We start from the raw sequence: 18,426 nt of genomic DNA, 5'->3' as shown, positions 1-18,426 counted from the left end.
GCGTTATCTACCCTTATAAAGCAGCAATCAACAGGCCGATACTTGTCTGTTTGTCTAGCTTTCCTGCACCAGGTTGGCTTCCGCTTCGGCGGCTACTTTCTGCTGCTTGAGCCGGGCGATTTCAACCGGACTGCCGAAGATATAAAACAGCTTTTGACGAAGTCCCCGAGCACCTTTTACATCCCGAATGAGATCGGCAAACTCATGGAAATTAATGTGGAAAGGATTGGCTTTCTGGCCAATATTCGTGGTGATGCCGTAAATAGGCCGTTCTTCCTCGGGTTGATACGTACCAAATAGCCGGTCCCAGAAAATGAACGTAGCGCCGTAGTTTTTGTCGATGTATTTCTCCTGCGAACCGTGATGAACCCGGTGGTTTGAGGGCGTCGCCACCAGATACTCGATCCAGCGGGGGAGTTTGCCGATGTATTCTGTATGTACCCAGAACTGAAAGAGAACGGCGATCTGATTGGTCGTAAAGAAGATAACCGGATGAAAACCCACTAGGGCGACGGGTACGAAGAAGATGATCTTTAGATTCTGGAGCCAGCTGAGCCGGAACGAGACGGCCAGATTATAGTGCTCGCCGGAGTGGTGAACGACGTGGGTAGCCCACCAGAACCGCTGCTCGTGCGAAATCCGGTGCGCCCAGTAACTGAAGAAATCTAAAATCAGGTAGCAGGGAATCAGCGTCCACCATTGCAGCGCCATCCGCCAGGGGAGTTGGTTGTAGAGCCAGACCACCCCGTAGAGGAGTCCAAGCTTTAAGCCTGCCCCTAATACCAGCGAACCCAGACCGACCAAAACAGACCCAATGGTTTCATGCTTGTCATAAATGTCTCGTTCCTGAAAATATGCACAAGCCATTTCAAGGGCTGTAAAAAGAATCATGGCGGGAACGGCCCACAAAATTAAGTTGGGAGCCGTTTTTTCGACGAGTTCAAGCTGTTCCCAGCGGATGGGGGGCGCACCAAAAAGGCTTTCGTTCATAATATCAATCGTTTTGCAAGCTTCCCGGGTTTCCGTTACGAATCGAAACCGGTTAACCCGTAGCCTGCCCGTTGGAAAAGACTGTTCTGACCTCGCCGGATGAGGTCAACGTTACTGATCAGCGCGGGTTGCCATGACGGTGAGCCCACGTAAGAACGCCCAAAAATAAGCTGCCGTTGGCTTCCGATGGCTCCGATAGGTCGAAATAACACCATTTCCTTAATTATTTCTTAAACCGATAGACTAAGCGGCTTAAAGAATGGTTACCAATGGAACTATCGCTTTGCCCAGTTGGAGTATTTCAACATACAGGTTTCTCTGGCAACGTATTGAACTGGCGGCTGGCAGATAAGATAGCGACTTTTCATCAATCGTTCTCATGTATGAAAAACAGTTTATTGTTCCCGACTCACCGTCAGGTACGTTGGCCTGCCTGGCGGCTTCTGCTAACGGCCGTCGCATTGCTTACACTTTACGGATTCCATTCATCGCCTGCTCAGGCCCAATCCGCAGCCTCAACGATCACGGGTCGGGTTGTTGATAAAAGCAATCCATTACCGGGCGTAACCATCGTGCTGAAAGGAACGAGCACCGGTACCACCACCAATGCCGATGGCGTATACACGTTATCTGTACCCACTAACACCGGCACGTTAACGTTTTCCTTCATCGGGTATACGTCTCAGGACGTTGCCATCAACAACCGCAGTACCATCGACGTATCGCTGGCTCCGGCGGCCACGGAGTTGAACGAAGTGGTCGTGATTGGGTACCAGACGGTGCGGAAGCGGGACGTAACAGGGGCTAACGACGTCATTAATCCCGCACAGGCCAACCGCGTAACGGCGCAGTCGTTACCCGAGTCCATCCAGGGGCTGTCGCCGGGGGTGACGGTTCGCAACACGGGTGTACCGGGGCAGCAGGCATCCATCCAGATTCGGGGAGTTGCCAGCTTCCTGAACACCGAACCGCTCTACGTAATTGACGGCATGATTGCCGATGCCAACCCAACCATTAATACGGACGATGTTGAATCCATTCAGATTCTGAAAGATGCATCCGCTGCAGCTATTTACGGGTCTCGGGCGGCCAATGGCGTTGTGATCATCACCACCAAGCAAGGCAAGGAAGGGCCCGCGCGGGTGTCGTTTTCGGGTAAGTTCGGGGTTCAGCAGGCCTACCGGCGCTGGGACGTGATGGAGGCCGCGGGCTTTGCGGCTCTGCAACGGCAGCAGTACCAGAACGCAGGTCAGCCTGTACCACCCAGCGTAGCTCAGGCTACGTTCAACCCGAACATCAATACTGACTGGCAGGACCAGGTACTCCGGATGGGTAGTTTGCAGGATTACAACCTGAGCCTGTCGGGTGGTACCAAAACTGGGCAGTACCTGATTTCGGGCAGTTATTTCAACAACACCGGCTACGTCATCGGCAGCGATTTCAACCGGGCCAGCCTGCGCATCAACACCCGGAGCGAATTGGGGCGCTTTACGGTCGGCGAAAATCTGGTGCTGACGAGTTCTAACGTAAACAATCAGCCAGTCGGAACGAACCCCATTTATGACATGGCCTACAACCTGCCCGTCATTCCGGTGCAGGACCCCAGCTTTGTCAGCCCAACGAACCCCGAAGGCTACGGAATCGGCTCGTATCCGAACGCGCCGAGCTACGCGTTTAACCCCGTGGCGGCCCGAAATCTGGCCAGCAACCGGAGTAACTTCGCCCGATTGGTAGGCAATGGATTCATCGAATTCAAATTTGCCGACTGGTTATCGTATCGCTTCAACGCCGGTTTGGACGCGAGCTTCGACTATACGCAGAATCTGCGCCTGATTGGCGTGTATCAGTACAATGCCGCCGTCGTACCCAGTTCGGTAAGCGAAGACCGGTCGCGCTATACTAGTCTGTTGTTTGAACACACGCTGAATTTCAACAAGACGTTTGGACAGCACAACATTAACGGTGTAGTCGGTGTCAGTCAGCAGACCTCACGACGCGACGTAACAACCGGTTCCCGTACGGACCTGGGCTACGCGGGTGGGCAGTATTTTACGACAATCGGCGCAGCAACCGGGGTTTCTAACTCGGCGGGTGGAACGCCCGAATATTACCGGATTCTGGGGTACCTCGGTCGGATAAACTATACGTACAACGATCGTTACCTGCTGACGCTGACGGGCCGCGTTGACCAGGATTCGCGCTTTGGACCGAACAACCGAACCGGATTTTTTCCGTCGGTAGCGGCCGCCTGGCGCATCAGTCAGGAGAAATTCTTTGATGTCGACTGGATATCGGAGTTGAAGCTGAACGCATCCTACGGCAAGCTGGGCATTGTGGTACCAACGCTGGGTTCGTTCCCGTACACGGCCTTTATCAACAGCAACCCGCGCGCTATTTTTGGACCCGACCAAACCGCCAATGTAGGCGCGTATCAGGCGCAGTTGGCTAATCCCGACCTGCGGTGGGAAGAGCGGATTCAGCAGAACATCGGCATAACGGCCAGCTTTCTGAACAACCGTATTTTTGCCGACATCAACGTGTACAACTCGCTTTCGTCGAATGCCATCCTGAACCTGACTGTGCCGGGCTATTTGGGTAACCTACGCGGCAATCCCTACGTCAATACGGCTTCTATCCGCAACCGGGGTATTGAGTTTTCGGCGACGTACCGCAGCGATAACCGGAAAGAGTTCAAGTGGGACGTATCGGGGAACTTCACTACGATCAAGAACCGGGTCGAAAACGTGGGTAACCAGGGACAGGACATCAACTACATCGTCAGCGGCAACACACGCTCGCAGGTGGGTAATCCGGTGGGGCAGTGGTTTGTGCTGAAAACGAACGGCTTGTTCCAGAATCAGGAAGAGATCAACAACTACCGGGGTCCCGATGGCTCACTGGTTCAGCCGTTTGCAAAGCCCGGCGATATCCGCTATATCGATGCGAACAACGACGGCCGAATTGATGTCAACGACCGGCAGTTTGTTACGTCGCCCTGGCCGAAGTTGCAGACGGGGGCTCAGTTCAACGCATCGTATAAGCAGTTCTCGCTGAACGTACAGTTCCTGGGCGTATTTGGCTATACCGTGTACAACGATGTTCGGCGCATTCTGGACAGTTACCAACTGACCAATTTCCGGAGCGACGTTAATCCGTGGTCACCAACTAATACCGGCGCCAGTGACCCTCGCCTGGGTCTGGAAGCAGGCGATCAGGGAATTATCTCCAACAACCTGCCTTATACGGATCGGTGGCTCGAAAATGCATCGTACGTACGGCTGCGTAACGTTGAAATCGGCTACTCGCTACCGAAAGCGTTTGCAAACCGGCTCAAAATACGCGGTGCCCGTGTGTACGTCAGTGGACAGACGCTGTTCACCATCACAAAGTATACGGGACTTGACCCCGACGTAACGGGGGCCAATATTCAGGAGCGGGGTGTCGACAACGGCCACTGGCCATCGCCCCGCGTCATTTCGCTCGGTTTAAACTGCGATTTCTAGGTAGTCGTCTGTTATTCGGGTTGCTCTGTCGTAGGGCAGCGTGAATAACGGGCAAGGGCTCAACAAACGACATATAATGACTTTCTATTATGAAAAATAAATATATGCTGCTCATGCTGGTCGGGGCTATAACACTGGCGGGCTGCGATCGAAACCTAAATATTGTCAACCCAAATCAGGTTACCGCTCAGGTCTACTGGCGAACGGCGGCTGATGCCCTGGCGGGGGTTAACTCGGTGTACAGCACTACGCACCGGGGTGGTATCTCGCGGTGGATGCCGTTTTATTACATCATCCGTTCGGATGAAGGACGTAGCCAGAGCCCGGCAACGGATATTGTTAACAACATGGACCAGTTCCTGATTACGGACTATAATTACGGTAATGCCTACGCGGTCTGGAACGACAATTACATCGGCGTTAACCGGGCAAATCAGGTTGTTAACAATGTGCCCGGGATTCAGATGGACGAAGCCCTGAAGGCGCGGTACGTCGGCGAAGCCAAGTTTCTGCGGGCCATGTATTATTTTCATTTAGTGACTCTGTTCGGAAACGTACCGCTGATTCTGGAAACAGCCTCGTTGGGCGATAAACCCGGATCGGCCACCATTGCGCAGGTTTGGGCCCAGATTGAGCGGGACCTCACCGAAGCTGCGGCCGCTTTGCCTACTACGTATACCGGAGCTTACCTGGGCCGGGCTACCAAAGGAGCCGCTTATGCTTTGTTAGCCAGAGCGCAGCTACAGCAACGAAAATACACCGAAGCGCTGACGCCCTTGCAGTGGCTAGCCGAAGGGGAGGGACGTAGTGTCTATGCGCTGGTGCCGAACTACCGCGAAAACTTTTTGATTACGACGGAAAATAACCGCGAGTCGGTATTCGAGTGGCAGTTTCAGATCAACCCGGCTGAATATACCGACGACGATACCGAAACGCCCAACCAGAACTACGGTACGTCCCTTGCCCAGTTCTTCGGCCCTCCGGGCATTGGCTGGTCCGATGGCGAAGCAAATCGTTGGCCCGTGTACGAGTTCAACGAGCCGACCACGGCGGGTACGCGTGATCCACGACTGGAAGCATCCTTTTTGTTTGATTCAACGGATGTGCGTGGTCCGGCGTTTACACAGATTTACGGACAGACTTTTCTGCAACGCTACGGTGCCGATAACAAGCGGGTGTGGTTCCGTAAGTTCCAGAATGACCACTGGAAAAACGAAGAAGGCTATCGCTCCCCCAATAACTGGCGCTACATCCGCTATGCCGACGTGTTGCTGATGTACGCCGAAGCGCTGAACGCGGTGGGCCGAACTACACAAGCGTATCCGTTTGTCGATCAGGTGCGGCAGCGGGCTGGGCTGGCTCCCTTATCAACGGCAAAGCCCGGCCTGACGCAGGCTCAGTTCCTCAACCAGCTCAAGCACGAACGCGTCACAGAATTGTCGGGCGAGGGCTGGCGCTGGAACGACCTGGCCCGCTGGGGGGATTTGGGTCCGCAACTGGTTAATCGCGACCCGGCTTTCTCGACGTTTGTGGTCGGCCGGAGCGAGTTGTTGCCCATTCCGCAGCAGGACCGGGACCTGAACCCAAATCTGGGGCAGAATCCAAGTTATTAGAACATAACAAGGGTGAAAAAGCGCCGAATTCCGTAAACACCGGGTCGGCGCTTTTGCTTATTTAGCCAAATACGGGCTCGATTTAGGCTTATTTTTTGTTCTCTTTATAACGAGTTTACCCTGAATCGGTTGACTGAAAATGCTAGCTGCCGATTGTGACACCTGACGTATTTTGCCTTTTCATAAGCAGACTTCATTGATGAATATTTTAGTTATAAACCGCCTGAAACAAAGTAGTCTGGTCGTATTGATTGGCCTGATCGGCTTCGTGTCGTGCAAGAACGAGCCGAGCGTAACACCGACCCCGGTTAACCCGCCGACATCAACGGTGGCCCCCGACGATCAGCCGCCCGCCGACAACGCCCAGCCTGCCCTTACCATTACGTGGGATAACACCGCCAAAAAGCTTTCGCACGATGTTTATTTTGCTGAGTACGGACGTGTGCACCGCGTAAAGGGCGATACGTTGCTGCTTACGTATCACTGTGGCGACGCTCAGAATTACTGGGATAATATTGCCATTCGACGTAGCGTAGACGGCGGAAACACCTGGTCGGCGGCCGAGATCGTCATGGCCGATAATGACCCGAACTATTACGGTTTTGCCAACCCCGAGATCCTGGTTATGCAGAACGGCGATGTTATGCTGGCCTATACGGGCCGGGGTAATCCCGACGATAATGTACACGGCAACATTCAAATTCGTATCAGCAAAGACCGAGGCTGGACGTTCGGCGCTCCGCGTATCGTAGCAACGGGTCGTTCGTGGGAGCCGGGCATGATTCAACTGCCCGACGGTGACATTGAACTGTTTTACTCCAGTGAAGCGGCCTGGTGGCCGAGTGCCAGTCCGCAGCAGGAAATTCTAATGGTTCACTCTACCGACAACGGCCAGACCTGGTCACAGCCCGCGCACGTAGCCTATACCGATCGCATGCGCGATGGGATGGCTGTGCCGCTGGTCCTGAAGGATAACAAAGGCATTGTGTTTCCGATTGAGTCGGTCAATAACACGCAGTCGCCCTGGATTTTGTGGTCCTCGCTGTCGGCAAAGTGGCAGTATGCGGGGCTGGGCACACCCACTAACCAGCGTCGCTGGCTAGCTACATCCGAGCGGATCTGGGGGGGCGCTCCTTATCTGGTTCAGCTCTCGGGTGGGCAAACCCTCCTGTCGACGCAGGACGCGGGTGGGCGTTCAATCAGCAGCGACTGGCGTAAGAACACCATGCTGGTGTTGGTCGGGAACAGTGTCGCCAAAAACTTTACGAACATCTCGTACCCCTGGCCGAACCTACCGACGAACGAAGGGGCGTATTACAGCTCGCTTTTTTTGAAGAATGATACGACCCCGGTGCTGATTACGACCCGTAACTTCGCCGATGGGCACAGCGAAATCTACTGGAAAGAAGGCCACATTACAAAGTAGCTGCGAGGACGTAACGCTCGTAAGCTTCTGGTTTTTTAGTGAACCGATGCGGGTTCGAGGTCTAACAGGGCAGCTAACTGATCGATTAGCTGATCGGCCAGAAACAGGTATTTCTCTTCTGAAATCAAGCCCTGCTCATACAGCGAATGGAGCTGGTTCAGGTCTCGTTCGATACGTCGGCGGCTCCGGACTCGTCGACTCGATGGATTGGGTACCTGAAGCAGTCGTTTGGTGTTATGATGTTCCCAAATCTGACCTGCCACAAAACAGACCAGACCTATACCCAGTACGCCCAGAAGGATTATAAGTATCAACATAGCCAACTTGTTTTGTCCCGTCTTAGGAGAAGTTGGTTGGCTGATGGCTAACTAACTTCTCCTAAGAATGGCCGGGCTAATGAGGCTGCTAAGTAACAGGAATCGCTACGAATACTTGTGACCGTTCCATCACTTTTATACGTGCCCAATGAAGGTAAGAGCGTCATCTGGCGATGGTTACCAGACTGTTTGATAAACCTGGCTTGTAATCCAGTGCGGGCAGCTTTACTTGTCTGATTGAGGCTCTTACAACGGCTTTACCGAGACTTCTTTAAAGTAAACGACATCGTCGGGGCCGTGATTCTGCAAACCGATATAGCCTGAGACGGGCCTTAGACCCCGGTACGGCTCGAAATCAAACTTGCGGGCTGGCACTGCTGCCCCTTCCCGATAGTCCGTCACTTTTTGCCCGTTCACCGAAACCAGGGTGCGGGTGCCGTCCAGCGTGATCTCCATCGTGTTCCACTCGGGGCCGGGTTTGCCGGGCTTCGCCAGTGGCTTGGTCAGCGAATAGAGCGTTCCCGTTACGTGGTACTCATCTTCTTTAGAGGTTTCCGGGTGGTTGTCGATCTGTACTTCATACCCATAATGAACGGGCATCCAGGCTTCGCGGGGCTCGACGGGAATGCGAATAAAAACGCCTGAATTGCTATTCTGCTTTTGCATCCGGTACACCACCCGTATAGTGCAATTGCTGAATTTTTCTTTTGACCAGTACAGCAGCCCCATCCCATCGTGACCGCGAATCAACCCCTTCTCCACCGACATGCGCCCATCGCCCACGTGTTTCCAGCCGGTCAAGTCTTTACCGTTAAACAATTGCCGCCAGCCAGTAGTCTTGGGGGCTTGCGTGGTTGGAGATTGAGCCAGCGGAAACCGCATCGAGGTTTGACTGAGTCCCAGTAGTACCAGAAAACCGGTGCCTGCCAGCCAGGTTGTTGTTATTGTCTTGGTCATGGGTATCGAGTGCTGTAATTTATCCGGGCGCAGAGTAGCTATTCTTTATCTGCGGTTCTTACTGAATAAGATACCGGGGTAGATTTTCTAATGAAACGAATATGTAGTACCGCTGTTGATACGTAGCGTTCTCATCTTTAAACACAATTGCCCCGTTGCTGTAGCAATACAGCAACGGGGCAAGACGTACTGGTTTCGCGACTACTAAATCTCTGAATAATCGGTTGGATGGAGCAGGTAAATGTCGGCGCGCAGGAAGTTGTGCGCGTATTCAGGCCGGGCGTTGAACTCTTTCCAGCCTGGGTCAGCGCTGAATGCTTTCCAGTGCTCATCGCGGGCTGCTTTACTCTCGAACGAGGTCATATACATTAGGCTAGGTAGTTTGGCTCCCGCCTTAACCTGACCGCAGAAGATCGTGTTGAAGCCCAGGCGTTTGAAAATGTCCAGCTCGCCGTTATTGAACTGGCTGATCTTATTCTCGTGCAGCTTCTCGGTGGCCGCTTCGTAGTTACGCAGTTCGTAGATCCGTTCGGCGGGCTTGGCTTGCAGCGCGGGCATTTGTAATGCAGGCATCCCCGCAAAGGCTTCCATCAGCACCGAGTCGAATCGCTTGTAGAACGGGTTGTTGTATTCGGCGTCGATGTAGTCCTTAGCCGCCGTTACGTATTGCTTATCCTTCGTCAGGGTTTCGGAAAGCGACATGAACTGATCTACCGATTTAAACGGAATCAGGACATACACTAGCGAGTCGGCGGCTTCGGTAGCGGGCCGGAACACGCCAACCTTACTGACGCCCGCGCGGTGCAGGGCGGGCAGATACGCCTGTCGGAGGTACGTCTCCAGCCGATCTTTCTGCGTGTTGTCTTTCAGGTGGTAAATTTTGAGTTGATAAAACTCGCGTTTGGGTGCGAAGCTGAATGCCTGCATACCGACGATCAGTAAAGCCGATAGCAGACCGAGGGTAAATCGGGTGGTTGGTTTACGCGTGTAACTCATGTGTATTGTTAAAAGAAAATTGTAATCATGAAACCATGTAATCGGTGAAAACTACCCCTGCACGAAGCGAATTCTGGCGAAGATGAGGCATCGGCCCCGTATGGTAGCTGTATCCTGTCCAGGTTGCCTGAAACAAAGAATTCAGGAAAGCGTATTCATGAAGCGGATCAGCTCATCCACGGTGAACACGTGATCAATGGGGAGTTGCCGAATGGCCTGTTGGGGCATAAATCCAGCCAGGGCCGTGCTGGGGTCCTGCGCTATGATCTGCCCGCCCGCCCGCTTGATGGCATGTAGTCCGCTGACGCCATCGGCGTTCGCGCCCGATAGCAATACGCCGACCAGCCCACGCCCGTACACATCAGCCGCCGACTCGAAGGTTACGTCGATCGAGGGCCGACTGTAGTGGATTTTTTCGGAGTCATCCAACGTGAGCAGCCCGTTCGGTTCAATCAGCAGGTGGTAATCCGCCGGGGCTAAATAAATCGTTCCTGGGGTAACGGGGTCTTTGTCGTCAACCTCTTTGAGCGGAATCGCTGTTTTGGTCGCCAGCAACGTAGCGAGGGTAGAGTCGGCCGTGTTTTTTCGGTGCACCACTACAATAATCGCCACCGGCAGGGGCGACGGCAAGGCAGGCAGCAGCTTAAGCAAGACCTCGATACTGCCCGTCGATCCGCCAATAACGACAACCTGCGCCCGGCGGCTTACGTAATCTTTCGCCATATTTTTTCGTTGGCTACCTGTTTATAATTGGGCTGAATCGTCGAAAACTTAAGTGTTTCTTTCGAACCCAGGGCCAGATAGCCCAGGGAAGCCAGACTCTCGTCGAACAAGTTGAATACATGCTGCTGAAGGACTTTATCGAAATAGATCAGGACATTCCGGCAAACGATAAGATCAAATTCGTTGAACGACCGGTCGGAGACCAGATTATGGGTGGAAAAAATCATTTTTTCACCAAGCTCTTCGCTGAATTTTACGTAGCCGTACTGGGCCGTGTAGTAGCTGGAAAACTCGCTGGTGCCACCGGAGGCAATGTAGTTTTCGGAGTACTGCTTCATGGAGCCGAGCGCAAAAATGCCCTGGCGCGCCGTTTCCAGTACTTCGGGATTCAGATCGGTGGCGTACAGCAGCGATTTATGGAGCAGATTCGCTTCTTTGAGCAGAATCGCCATCGAGTACACTTCTTCGCCCGTTGAGCAGCCCGCATGCCAGATCCGGATAAATGGCTTCGCCGTGAGCGTACTCAATACATCGTTGCGAAGGGATTTATAGAACAGCGGGTCGCGAAACATTTCGGTTACGTTCACCGTCAGTTCTTCCACGAACCGCTTCAGGTAACTGGCATCAGACTTAAGGCGGTAACGGAGTTCGGCAAAACTAGGAAACTTGTCGAGCATCCACAGACGACTGATCCGTCGCTTCACTGAAGCCCGTGAATAGTTCGTAAAATCATAGCCGTATAGCTCAAGCAGATCGTTCAGTAACAGCTCAACCTCCTCGTCCGTAATCATAATTAAGTTGTCAAATGTGCGATAGTAATGCCAGAAGCCGATCAACGTCGATCGGCTTTGCGATGTATTCGGTGGCCCCCGCCTGCAGGCACTTTTCCCGGTCGCCCACCATCGCCTGCGCCGTTACGGAGAAAATGGGGGTGTCGGCCCGGTTGGCGAGCGCCTTGATGCGCGGAATGGCTTCGTAGCCATCCATTTCGGGCATCATCATGTCGATCAGAATGGCATCGACGACTTCATCGGTCTGGAGCAGGTCGAGGGCCTCCTGAGCATTCGAGCGCGAAAGGCAGTCGAATGATTTTGCCTTTAACGTAGCCGTCAGGGCGAAGATGTTTTTGGCATCGTCATCAATAATCAGCACCCGTTTTTTTTGCATCGTACTGGCAGTTAGAAGTAGAGGAATATACAGGTTTAGACGACGCTACGTTAGGAGCGGTCGTAGAGCCACACCCGCAGCAGCGAGATGAGCTGATCGATGTCGACGGGTTTGGTAATGTAATCTGATGCACCCGCCTGGATGCACTTCTCGCGGTCGCCGGTCATGGCTTTCGCCGTAACGGCAATAACGGGCAGGTTGCGCCACTGATAGTGCTCCCGAATTTTCCGGGCGGTTTCGTAGCCATCCAGTTGCGGCATCATCATATCCAGCAGCACCACGTCAATGGCGGGGTTTTCTTCCAGCCGCTGCAGGGCTTCTTTGCCATCCAGCGCAGCTACAACGGTCATATTGTAACGCTCCAGCGCTTTGGACAGGGAGAAAATGTTACGTACGTCATCGTCGGCAACCAGAATGGTTTTGTTTTCCAACACCTGCGTCAGAGCACCCAGCTTTTTGGCTTCCCGCGCGGCTTCGGGCTGGTTGGCACCATCCACCAGATGCAGGAACAGCGACACCTCATCGAGCATACGCTGGTACGAATGGGCCGTTTTAACAATGATCGAGTCGGCGTATTTCTTGATGCGCAGCTCTTCCGATAAGGACAGGCTCTTCCCCGTGAAAATGATAATCGGCAGGTTTTCCAGGCCGGGATTTTTCTTGGCTTCTTCCAGCGTTTCGTAGGCTTTATGGTCTGGAATACCCATGTCCAGAATCACGCAGTCGACTTCTTTCCGTTTCAGGGCGTCTACGCCTTCATTAATACTGCTTTTTAATTCAGAATTGACGTTAAACGTTTCCAGGAAGTAAGCCAGCGCTTTGGCGTGTTTCGGGTTGTCTTCGATAATCAGGACCTTCTTAGCGTCGCGCTTGACGACGTATTCCAGCTTTTTGAACACCTCCTGCATCTGTTCGAAAGCCATAGGCTTATCCACGAAATCAATAGCCCCTTTCAGCCGGCTTTCGTTTTTCATCTTGTGCGACGACATGATGTGTACCGGAATGGGTCGCGTTTGTGGATCGGCCTTTAGGGCATCCATCACTTCCCAGCCGCTCATAACTGGCAATTGTATATCCAGCAGAATACCCAGTGGCTTGTAGATAGCCGCCAGCTTTAAGCCTTCGTCTCCCCGAACCGATACGATGCCTTTGTACCCTTTCTTGCGGGCGTAGTCCAGCAGAGATTTGGCGAAGTTGGTATCGTCTTCAACGATCAGGATCGTTTTGTCGCCCTCAGTAATACTGTTCCGGTCGTCGGGAATGGCCTCCGGAATCACCGTACTGATGTAGGTGCTGTCTTTGGGGGCCTGAGCGGGTACTTCGGGTTGGGGGTGGGTAAACGTTGTAGGGGAGAGTACCGCCAGGGGAGGGAGGGTACCCGAAATGGGTAGATGCACTGTAAATTCACTGCCTTCGTTAACCACACTGGTCAGCTTAATCTCGCCCCCGAGCAGTTTCACCAGCTCCCGGCTGATCGATAAGCCGAGCCCGGTTCCGCCGTATTTTCGTTTAGTAGAGCCATCGGCCTGCTGAAAGGCTTCGAAGATGAGCCGCTGCTTTTCGGGCGGAATGCCGATACCGGTGTCTTTCACCACGAAGCACAGCCGGTTGGCCGCTGGCGATTGCCGACGAATGGTGAGCGTTACGTTACCCGCCGAGGTGAACTTGAGGGCATTGCTGATGAGGTTCTTCAGAATCTGCCCCAACCGCATTTTATCCGTTTCGATAATGGCCGGTACGTCGGGTTCAACCTGAATGGAAAAGTCTAACCCTTTTTCTTTGGCCACCAGGCTGAACAGCGCCTGAAGTTCGTCGGTAATCTCCTGAACCGGTACGTCCTGCGTTTCGAGTTTCATCTGCCCGGCTTCAATCTTCGACAGGTCCAGAATTTCGTCGATCAGGCCAAGCAACCCATTCCCCGACGACTGAATGACCTGGGCGTATTCGACTTGTTCGCCCGTCAGGTTTTCGTCGTTGTTTTCGGCGAGCAATCGGCTCAGTAAGAGAATCGAGTTGAGTGGGGTCCGCAGCTCGTGCGACATGTTGGCCAGGAACTCCGATTTATAGCGGGTCGACAGCTCCAGCTCAGCCGCTTTCTTCTGAATTTCTTCATTACGTTCTTCCAGCAGCATGCCCCGTTCTTCCAGTTCGGCGTTGGTTTGCTGAAGTTCTTCCTGCTGCACCCGTAGCTCTTCTTCCGACGCCTGTAGTTTCTGGGTCTGCATCTCCAGTTCGGCGTTCAGGTTTTCCAATTCCGAATGCTGAGACTGCAATTCTTCGGCCTGCGCCTGAGTCTCTTCCAGGAAATTTTGCAGCTTTATGTAATCCAGCGCCCCATTTACGCCGATCGCAATCGCTTCCAGATTCTGTTGCAGCACCTCAACTTCCAGCGTGGTCGGTTTTCGGAACAAACCTAACTCAATGGCACCTACACACGTATCGGCGTAGAGTAAGGGGACGATAAGTAACGAAGCGGGTCGGGCATCCCCTAAGGATGACGCTACCCGAACGTAATCGGCAGGGAGGTCCTCCACAACCAGTAATTTTTTGCGTTCGATCACCTGTCCGATCAATCCATCGCCTGGTTTGATGGTATTTGGAGCGTTCTGGGCGGCAAAGTTACCCATCAGTTTATAGGCCCCATTGTCAAGCACATACATCGTTCCCATCGGCGCTTTGATGTAATCCGCAAGCGTATGAATAAGGCTGGTGGCCAACTGATCTAAATTGCGCTTACCCCGAATGGCACCGCTCAGGCTGACGCTACCGGCTTGCAGCCAGTTCTTGTTCTGCAAATCGGTGAATGTTTGTTCCAGGGCTGCGGCCATCATATTCAGCGCCTTGCCAATACGTCCCAGTTCATCGTCCTGCGTATCCTCACTTCGAACCGAGTAATCGCCCCCCGCAATCTCCTGCGTAATGTCTTCCATGACCGCAATGCGCTCGGTCGTTTCTTGGTATCTTGCTTCGGCGAGCTGTTGCTCGGCCAGTCGCCTGTCCAGATCCTGTTTGATGCGGATATAAGTCATCGCCGTGATCAGCATGGAAATGAAGGCCGCAATAACCAGAAGCAGGGGCGTATAGGTAATATAGGTCTGTTGCTGGGCCAGGTGATTAGCCAGTACTTGCGACTCTTCCGATTTTATCCGGTTGATGACTGCGCGTAGGTCGTCCATCACTTTTTTGCCCTTAACCATTTCGGTATGGCGCGCGATGGTATCGCGGGCAAACACTTTGTCACGGCGGGTCAGGGCAATAACCCGTTCCATCTGCGTGGTTTTGGCCTCGTACAGCGCCTTCACCTGGGCCAGACTCGCCTGCTGGTCGGGGTTGTCTTTAGTGAGATCGGCCAGTTTGTTGTAACTGTCCGTTATTCGTTCGTACGCCCCGTTATAGGGACTCAGAAACGTCGGATCGAGCGTAACCAGATAGCCACGCTGGCCGGTTTCCGCGTCTTTCATCTGCGAAATGATGTTTTCCGCTTCGATCAGCACCTCATTGGTATGGTTAACCAGTTCCGAATTGTTGATGAGCTTCTGGATGCTGTAAAACGAAGCCATGAGGCTCACCAGGAGCAGCAGTGTTGAAAGCGTGAAAACAACCTGAAGTTGCCGGATGACGGTATTGGTAGTTTTAGGCATAGGAAACGGCGAAATACGAATGTCGTTAATGAGCTACTGGCTGATCGGCCTGCACCATGGGTAAGACCAGAATGAAACTGGCTCCCTCACCGGGGCGGCTGCGGGCCGAGATAAGGCCGTTGTGTTTATTAATATTCTTTTTGGCAATGGCCAGGCCAATACCGGTGCCTTCGTAGCTGGTGCGGTTGTGTAACCGCTGGAAAATAACGAAGATGCGCCCCAGAAATTTCTCGTCGAAACCAATGCCATTGTCACTCACGGTAATGCGGCAGTACGGTCCGGTCGGTTCGGGTGAGCCGTCGATGTCGCTGGTGGCGATCCGTTCGGCCTGAATGATAATCACCGGCGGTACGTCGGGTTTGGCGAACTTAAGGGCGTTGCTGATCAGGTTCTGGAACACCTGCCGAATGCGCGACGGGATGGTATCTAGAATGGGCAGGGGATGGATCGTTACGACTGCTCCCGTCCGGGCAATTACGTCATCGAAATCGAGCAGCAGTTCATCCAGCAAGGCATTCAGGTCGGTCGGTTTGAACGGTTCGGGAGCCGAAAGCTGCGAGTACGCCAACAAATCGTTGATCAGCGCCGACATCCGGGCCGACGACCGAATCGACCGGTCGAGGTAAGACACCGCTTCGGGATTGTCTTTAAGGAATTTCTCCTTGATCGTGTCGTTCAGCAACTGAATTTTGCGGAGGGGCTCTTTCAGATCGTGCGACACGACCCACGTAAACTGCTGAAGTTCGTGATTGGTACGTTCCAGCTCGGCGTTTTTGGTGAGGAGTTCAGTGGTGCGCAGAGAAACCTGCTGTTCCAGCAGTTGGGCGGCCTCTTTCTGGGCGTGTATATCTGTAAACGTACCGATCCAGCGAATCAGCCGGTCGTCCTGCCGGACGGGCACAACCCGCAACAGGTGGTGTACGTAATAACCAGTGGCAAGCTCTTTCAAACGCACCTCCCGCGAAAACTCGGTACTGGCCGTAAACAACGCAGCCCAGGTCGTCGGTAACGGATCGTCGGGGTGAGTGGCGGGTAGCTGGGTAGCATCCGGGGAATACCGAAACCAGTATTCATTGACGTAATCGAGGCTGCCATCGGGGGTTGTGATGAAGGCAATCTGCGGCAGTGAACCCAGCACGGTCTGCAACTCCTGCATACGCGCTGCCAGATCTTCCTGCGCCTGTTTCCGAACCTCAATTTCTTTTCGGAGGGAATCCTGGGTAGCGCGTAACTCCTGCTGCTGTTCGTAAAGACGGTGCAGGGTTTTGACTTTTAAAACCAGGATATCCGGATCGACCGGCTTGGTCAGGTAATCGATGCCGCCCGACGTATAGCCTTTGGTGATAAACTTCTTTTCGGTATTAACGGCCGACAGAAATATGATGGACGTATCTTTCGTTCGGCTGAATCCGCCAAGAGCCGTCGCCACCTCAAACCCATCCATGCCGGGCATCTGAACGTCGAGAATGATAACGGAATAGGCCGTTTTCAGCACTTTCTTCAGGGCTTCTTCACCCGACTGGGCCGTATCGACGGTAAAGCGATGAAGCTCAAGTATTTTCTTTAGGGGAAGAATATTTTCAGGCCTGTCATCAACAATAAGGATCATTTAAGGTATTGAGTTAGTCAGTCGGGGAACAGACCTAAAGCAGTTCTATTCCTGGTAGCATACAGGCAGACGGGGCCGTACATGAATACGCTCACCCAGCCTTCCCGAAAATAGTGCGTGAATATAACCCGCTGAGGAGGGTGGTTGCAAATTATTGCCAGAATGCTGGCTCAGAAGAGCTGGTACCGACAGACAAACGGCCGGTACCAGTCGCTGCCAGTTACTGACGGCTTTGCTCTACTTTCTGCTGGGTTGGAATTGCACCTACTTCGCGTTCCCGCTCAGTTTGCTCCACATAAACGGCATATGAGGCAGGTTCAATCTTAACCCCGAAATGGTTGGCATAGGCCAGCGTAAATTCCGCACCGAAATACAAAATGGCGGCTGTGTAGTAAATCCAGGTCAGGATAACGATCAGTGAACCGGCTGCTCCGTAGGTGGAACTAGTGCTGGTAGTCTCAATGTACAAACCGATGAGGTAGCGACCCAACATAAAGAGCAGGGCCGTGAAGAGGGCACCCCAGCGGACGTCTTTCCAGGCAATTTTAGCGTCGGGCAGCACTTTGAAAATCGTACCGAACAGAATGGCGACAATGACAGTGCTAATGATGAAGTTGATTCCGCTGATTAATATAACGCCTAAGCCCGGAATGTAACGGGTCAATACGTCGCTCAGCGCCAGTATAATGCCATTGATAATGAGCGATACCAGCAAGAGAAAGCCCAGGCTAATGATCAGCGATGAGGAAAGAAGCCGATCTTTCAGAATTTTGATCCATCCCCGTTTAGGTTTGGCTTTCACGCGCCAGATCATGTTTACCGAATCCTGGATCTCCACAAACAGGCTGGTCGCACCCAGCAGCAGCGTTACAATACCGATGACCAGGGCCGTGTTTGTCTGGCCCGATAGCCCAACATTCTTAATCATATCCTGAATCTGCTTGGCCGCTTCGTTACCTACCAGACCGTTGATCTGCGAAAAAATTTGCCCCTGAATGGCTTCCTCGCCCAGAAAAATGCTCGTCAGCGATATAATGAGCACCAGCAAGGGAGCCAGTGAGAAAACCGTGTAGTAAGCCAGAGCCGCACTCAATTTAAGGCAGCGGTCGTCCATAAAACCGTTGAAGGCATCTTTAAGAACTACCCAGGCATTGGCGAAAAAGTGTTTAATCTTATCGGTCGTCATAGTCTTCCTGTTGAGTACGTAAACGGCGTCGGCCGGTCGATGGCGCTTGATGAATGGACGAACAGATTTTGTTATCTGGACTGATTCGGGTACGTTCCATTCCGGCTCATCGGCCAGCAGCACGGGTTTTGCCCGTATGTGACGCGCCATTGTCAATACAGAATAACTCGTCAGACTACGTATTGCCGTTGGGTTTATCTAAATCTTAGCGAAAGGGATTCCGGCCGACGCTGGCAACGGCTGGACTCTGACGGAATATGGGTCAATTCCCTGCAGGTCAAATCTTTTAAAATCGGTA

At 53.0% G+C, this 18,426-nt stretch carries 13 protein-coding genes; 3 read left to right on the top strand and 10 right to left on the bottom strand.

Going from position 1 to position 18,426, the window contains the following annotated elements:
* Window positions 1-54 precede the first annotated feature (54 nt).
* Window positions 55-990, bottom strand: a complete 936-nt coding sequence (locus ACYVIY_RS20340) for a sterol desaturase family protein (RefSeq protein WP_460978237.1) — start codon at window positions 988-990, stop codon at window positions 55-57.
* Window positions 991-1,373: 383 nt separating this feature from the next.
* On the opposite strand from ACYVIY_RS20340, the gene ACYVIY_RS20335 reads away from it, so the two are divergent.
* The 3 genes from ACYVIY_RS20335 (at window position 1,374) to ACYVIY_RS20325 (ending at window position 7,532) form a co-directional block, all read left to right on the top strand.
* Window positions 1,374-4,493, top strand: coding sequence for a SusC/RagA family TonB-linked outer membrane protein (locus ACYVIY_RS20335; RefSeq protein WP_460978236.1), 3,120 nt, complete (start codon window positions 1,374-1,376; stop codon window positions 4,491-4,493).
* Window positions 4,494-4,582: 89 nt separating this feature from the next.
* On the top strand, window positions 4,583-6,106 hold the full coding sequence (locus tag ACYVIY_RS20330; RefSeq protein WP_460978235.1) for a RagB/SusD family nutrient uptake outer membrane protein: 1,524 nt from the start codon (window positions 4,583-4,585) through the stop codon (window positions 6,104-6,106).
* A gap of 199 nt (window positions 6,107-6,305) precedes the next feature.
* Window positions 6,306-7,532 (top strand): exo-alpha-sialidase, encoded by a 1,227-nt coding sequence (locus tag ACYVIY_RS20325; RefSeq protein ID WP_460978234.1) that lies wholly within the window; start codon window positions 6,306-6,308, stop codon window positions 7,530-7,532.
* Between the two features lie 35 nt (window positions 7,533-7,567).
* Here ACYVIY_RS20325 and ACYVIY_RS20320 read toward each other — a convergent pair whose 3' ends face one another.
* The 9 genes from ACYVIY_RS20320 to ACYVIY_RS20280 all read right to left on the bottom strand — a co-directional run bounded on the left by ACYVIY_RS20320 (window position 7,568) and on the right by ACYVIY_RS20280 (window position 18,128).
* The gene (locus tag ACYVIY_RS20320; protein WP_460978233.1) at window positions 7,568-7,849 is read right to left on the bottom strand and encodes a hypothetical protein; all 282 of its coding nucleotides are present in this window, start codon (window positions 7,847-7,849) and stop codon (window positions 7,568-7,570) included.
* Window positions 7,850-8,095: 246 nt separating this feature from the next.
* Window positions 8,096-8,806: a 3-keto-disaccharide hydrolase gene (locus ACYVIY_RS20315; RefSeq protein WP_460978232.1), complete on the bottom strand. Its 711-nt coding sequence runs from the start codon at window positions 8,804-8,806 to the stop codon at window positions 8,096-8,098.
* 204 nt (window positions 8,807-9,010) lie between these two features.
* Window positions 9,011-9,802 (bottom strand): NIPSNAP family protein, encoded by a 792-nt coding sequence (locus ACYVIY_RS20310; protein ID WP_460978231.1) that lies wholly within the window; start codon window positions 9,800-9,802, stop codon window positions 9,011-9,013.
* 141 nt (window positions 9,803-9,943) lie between these two features.
* Entirely contained in the window at window positions 9,944-10,525 is a 582-nt protein-coding gene (locus tag ACYVIY_RS20305) for a chemotaxis protein CheB (protein WP_460978230.1), read from the bottom strand.
* A complete protein-coding gene (locus ACYVIY_RS20300) occupies window positions 10,507-11,316 on the bottom strand; it encodes a CheR family methyltransferase (protein ID WP_460978229.1) in 810 nt (269 codons plus the stop codon). Before ACYVIY_RS20300 ends, ACYVIY_RS20305 begins: the two co-directional genes overlap by 19 nt.
* A 10-nt stretch (window positions 11,317-11,326) precedes the next feature.
* Window positions 11,327-11,692, bottom strand: coding sequence for a response regulator (locus tag ACYVIY_RS20295; RefSeq protein WP_460978228.1), 366 nt, complete (start codon window positions 11,690-11,692; stop codon window positions 11,327-11,329).
* Between the two features lie 50 nt (window positions 11,693-11,742).
* Entirely contained in the window at window positions 11,743-15,333 is a 3,591-nt protein-coding gene (locus ACYVIY_RS20290) for a response regulator (RefSeq protein ID WP_460978227.1), read from the bottom strand.
* 25 nt (window positions 15,334-15,358) lie between these two features.
* Entirely contained in the window at window positions 15,359-16,942 is a 1,584-nt protein-coding gene (locus tag ACYVIY_RS20285) for a hybrid sensor histidine kinase/response regulator (RefSeq protein ID WP_460978226.1), read from the bottom strand.
* 220 nt (window positions 16,943-17,162) lie between these two features.
* Window positions 17,163-18,128 (bottom strand): YihY/virulence factor BrkB family protein, encoded by a 966-nt coding sequence (locus ACYVIY_RS20280; RefSeq protein ID WP_460978290.1) that lies wholly within the window; start codon window positions 18,126-18,128, stop codon window positions 17,163-17,165.
* Between the last annotated feature and the right edge of the window lie 298 nt (window positions 18,129-18,426).

The sequence above is a fragment of the Spirosoma knui genome (assembly GCF_054780635.1).
Note: the sequence above shows the minus strand (reverse complement) of the source record. Positions and strands in the feature narration are given on the sequence as shown.

Excerpts from the sequence above, each read along its gene's own strand:
- ACYVIY_RS20340 (WP_460978237.1), bottom strand. The coding sequence starts at position 990 with ATGAACGAAAGCCTTTTTGGTGCGCCCCCCATCCGCTGGGAACAGCTT.
- ACYVIY_RS20290 (WP_460978227.1), bottom strand. The coding sequence starts at position 15,333 with ATGCCTAAAACTACCAATACCGTCATCCGGCAACTTCAGGTTGTTTTC.
- ACYVIY_RS20280 (WP_460978290.1), bottom strand. The coding sequence starts at position 18,128 with ATGACGACCGATAAGATTAAACACTTTTTCGCCAATGCCTGGGTAGTT.
- ACYVIY_RS20285 (WP_460978226.1), bottom strand. The coding sequence starts at position 16,942 with ATGATCCTTATTGTTGATGACAGGCCTGAAAATATTCTTCCCCTAAAG.
- ACYVIY_RS20330 (WP_460978235.1), top strand. The coding sequence starts at position 4,583 with ATGAAAAATAAATATATGCTGCTCATGCTGGTCGGGGCTATAACACTG.
- ACYVIY_RS20315 (WP_460978232.1), bottom strand. The coding sequence starts at position 8,806 with ATGACCAAGACAATAACAACAACCTGGCTGGCAGGCACCGGTTTTCTG.
- ACYVIY_RS20310 (WP_460978231.1), bottom strand. The coding sequence starts at position 9,802 with ATGAGTTACACGCGTAAACCAACCACCCGATTTACCCTCGGTCTGCTA.
- ACYVIY_RS20335 (WP_460978236.1), top strand. The coding sequence starts at position 1,374 with ATGAAAAACAGTTTATTGTTCCCGACTCACCGTCAGGTACGTTGGCCT.
- ACYVIY_RS20325 (WP_460978234.1), top strand. The coding sequence starts at position 6,306 with ATGAATATTTTAGTTATAAACCGCCTGAAACAAAGTAGTCTGGTCGTA.
- ACYVIY_RS20305 (WP_460978230.1), bottom strand. The coding sequence starts at position 10,525 with ATGGCGAAAGATTACGTAAGCCGCCGGGCGCAGGTTGTCGTTATTGGC.
- ACYVIY_RS20295 (WP_460978228.1), bottom strand. The coding sequence starts at position 11,692 with ATGCAAAAAAAACGGGTGCTGATTATTGATGACGATGCCAAAAACATC.
- ACYVIY_RS20300 (WP_460978229.1), bottom strand. The coding sequence starts at position 11,316 with ATGATTACGGACGAGGAGGTTGAGCTGTTACTGAACGATCTGCTTGAG.
- ACYVIY_RS20320 (WP_460978233.1), bottom strand. The coding sequence starts at position 7,849 with ATGTTGATACTTATAATCCTTCTGGGCGTACTGGGTATAGGTCTGGTC.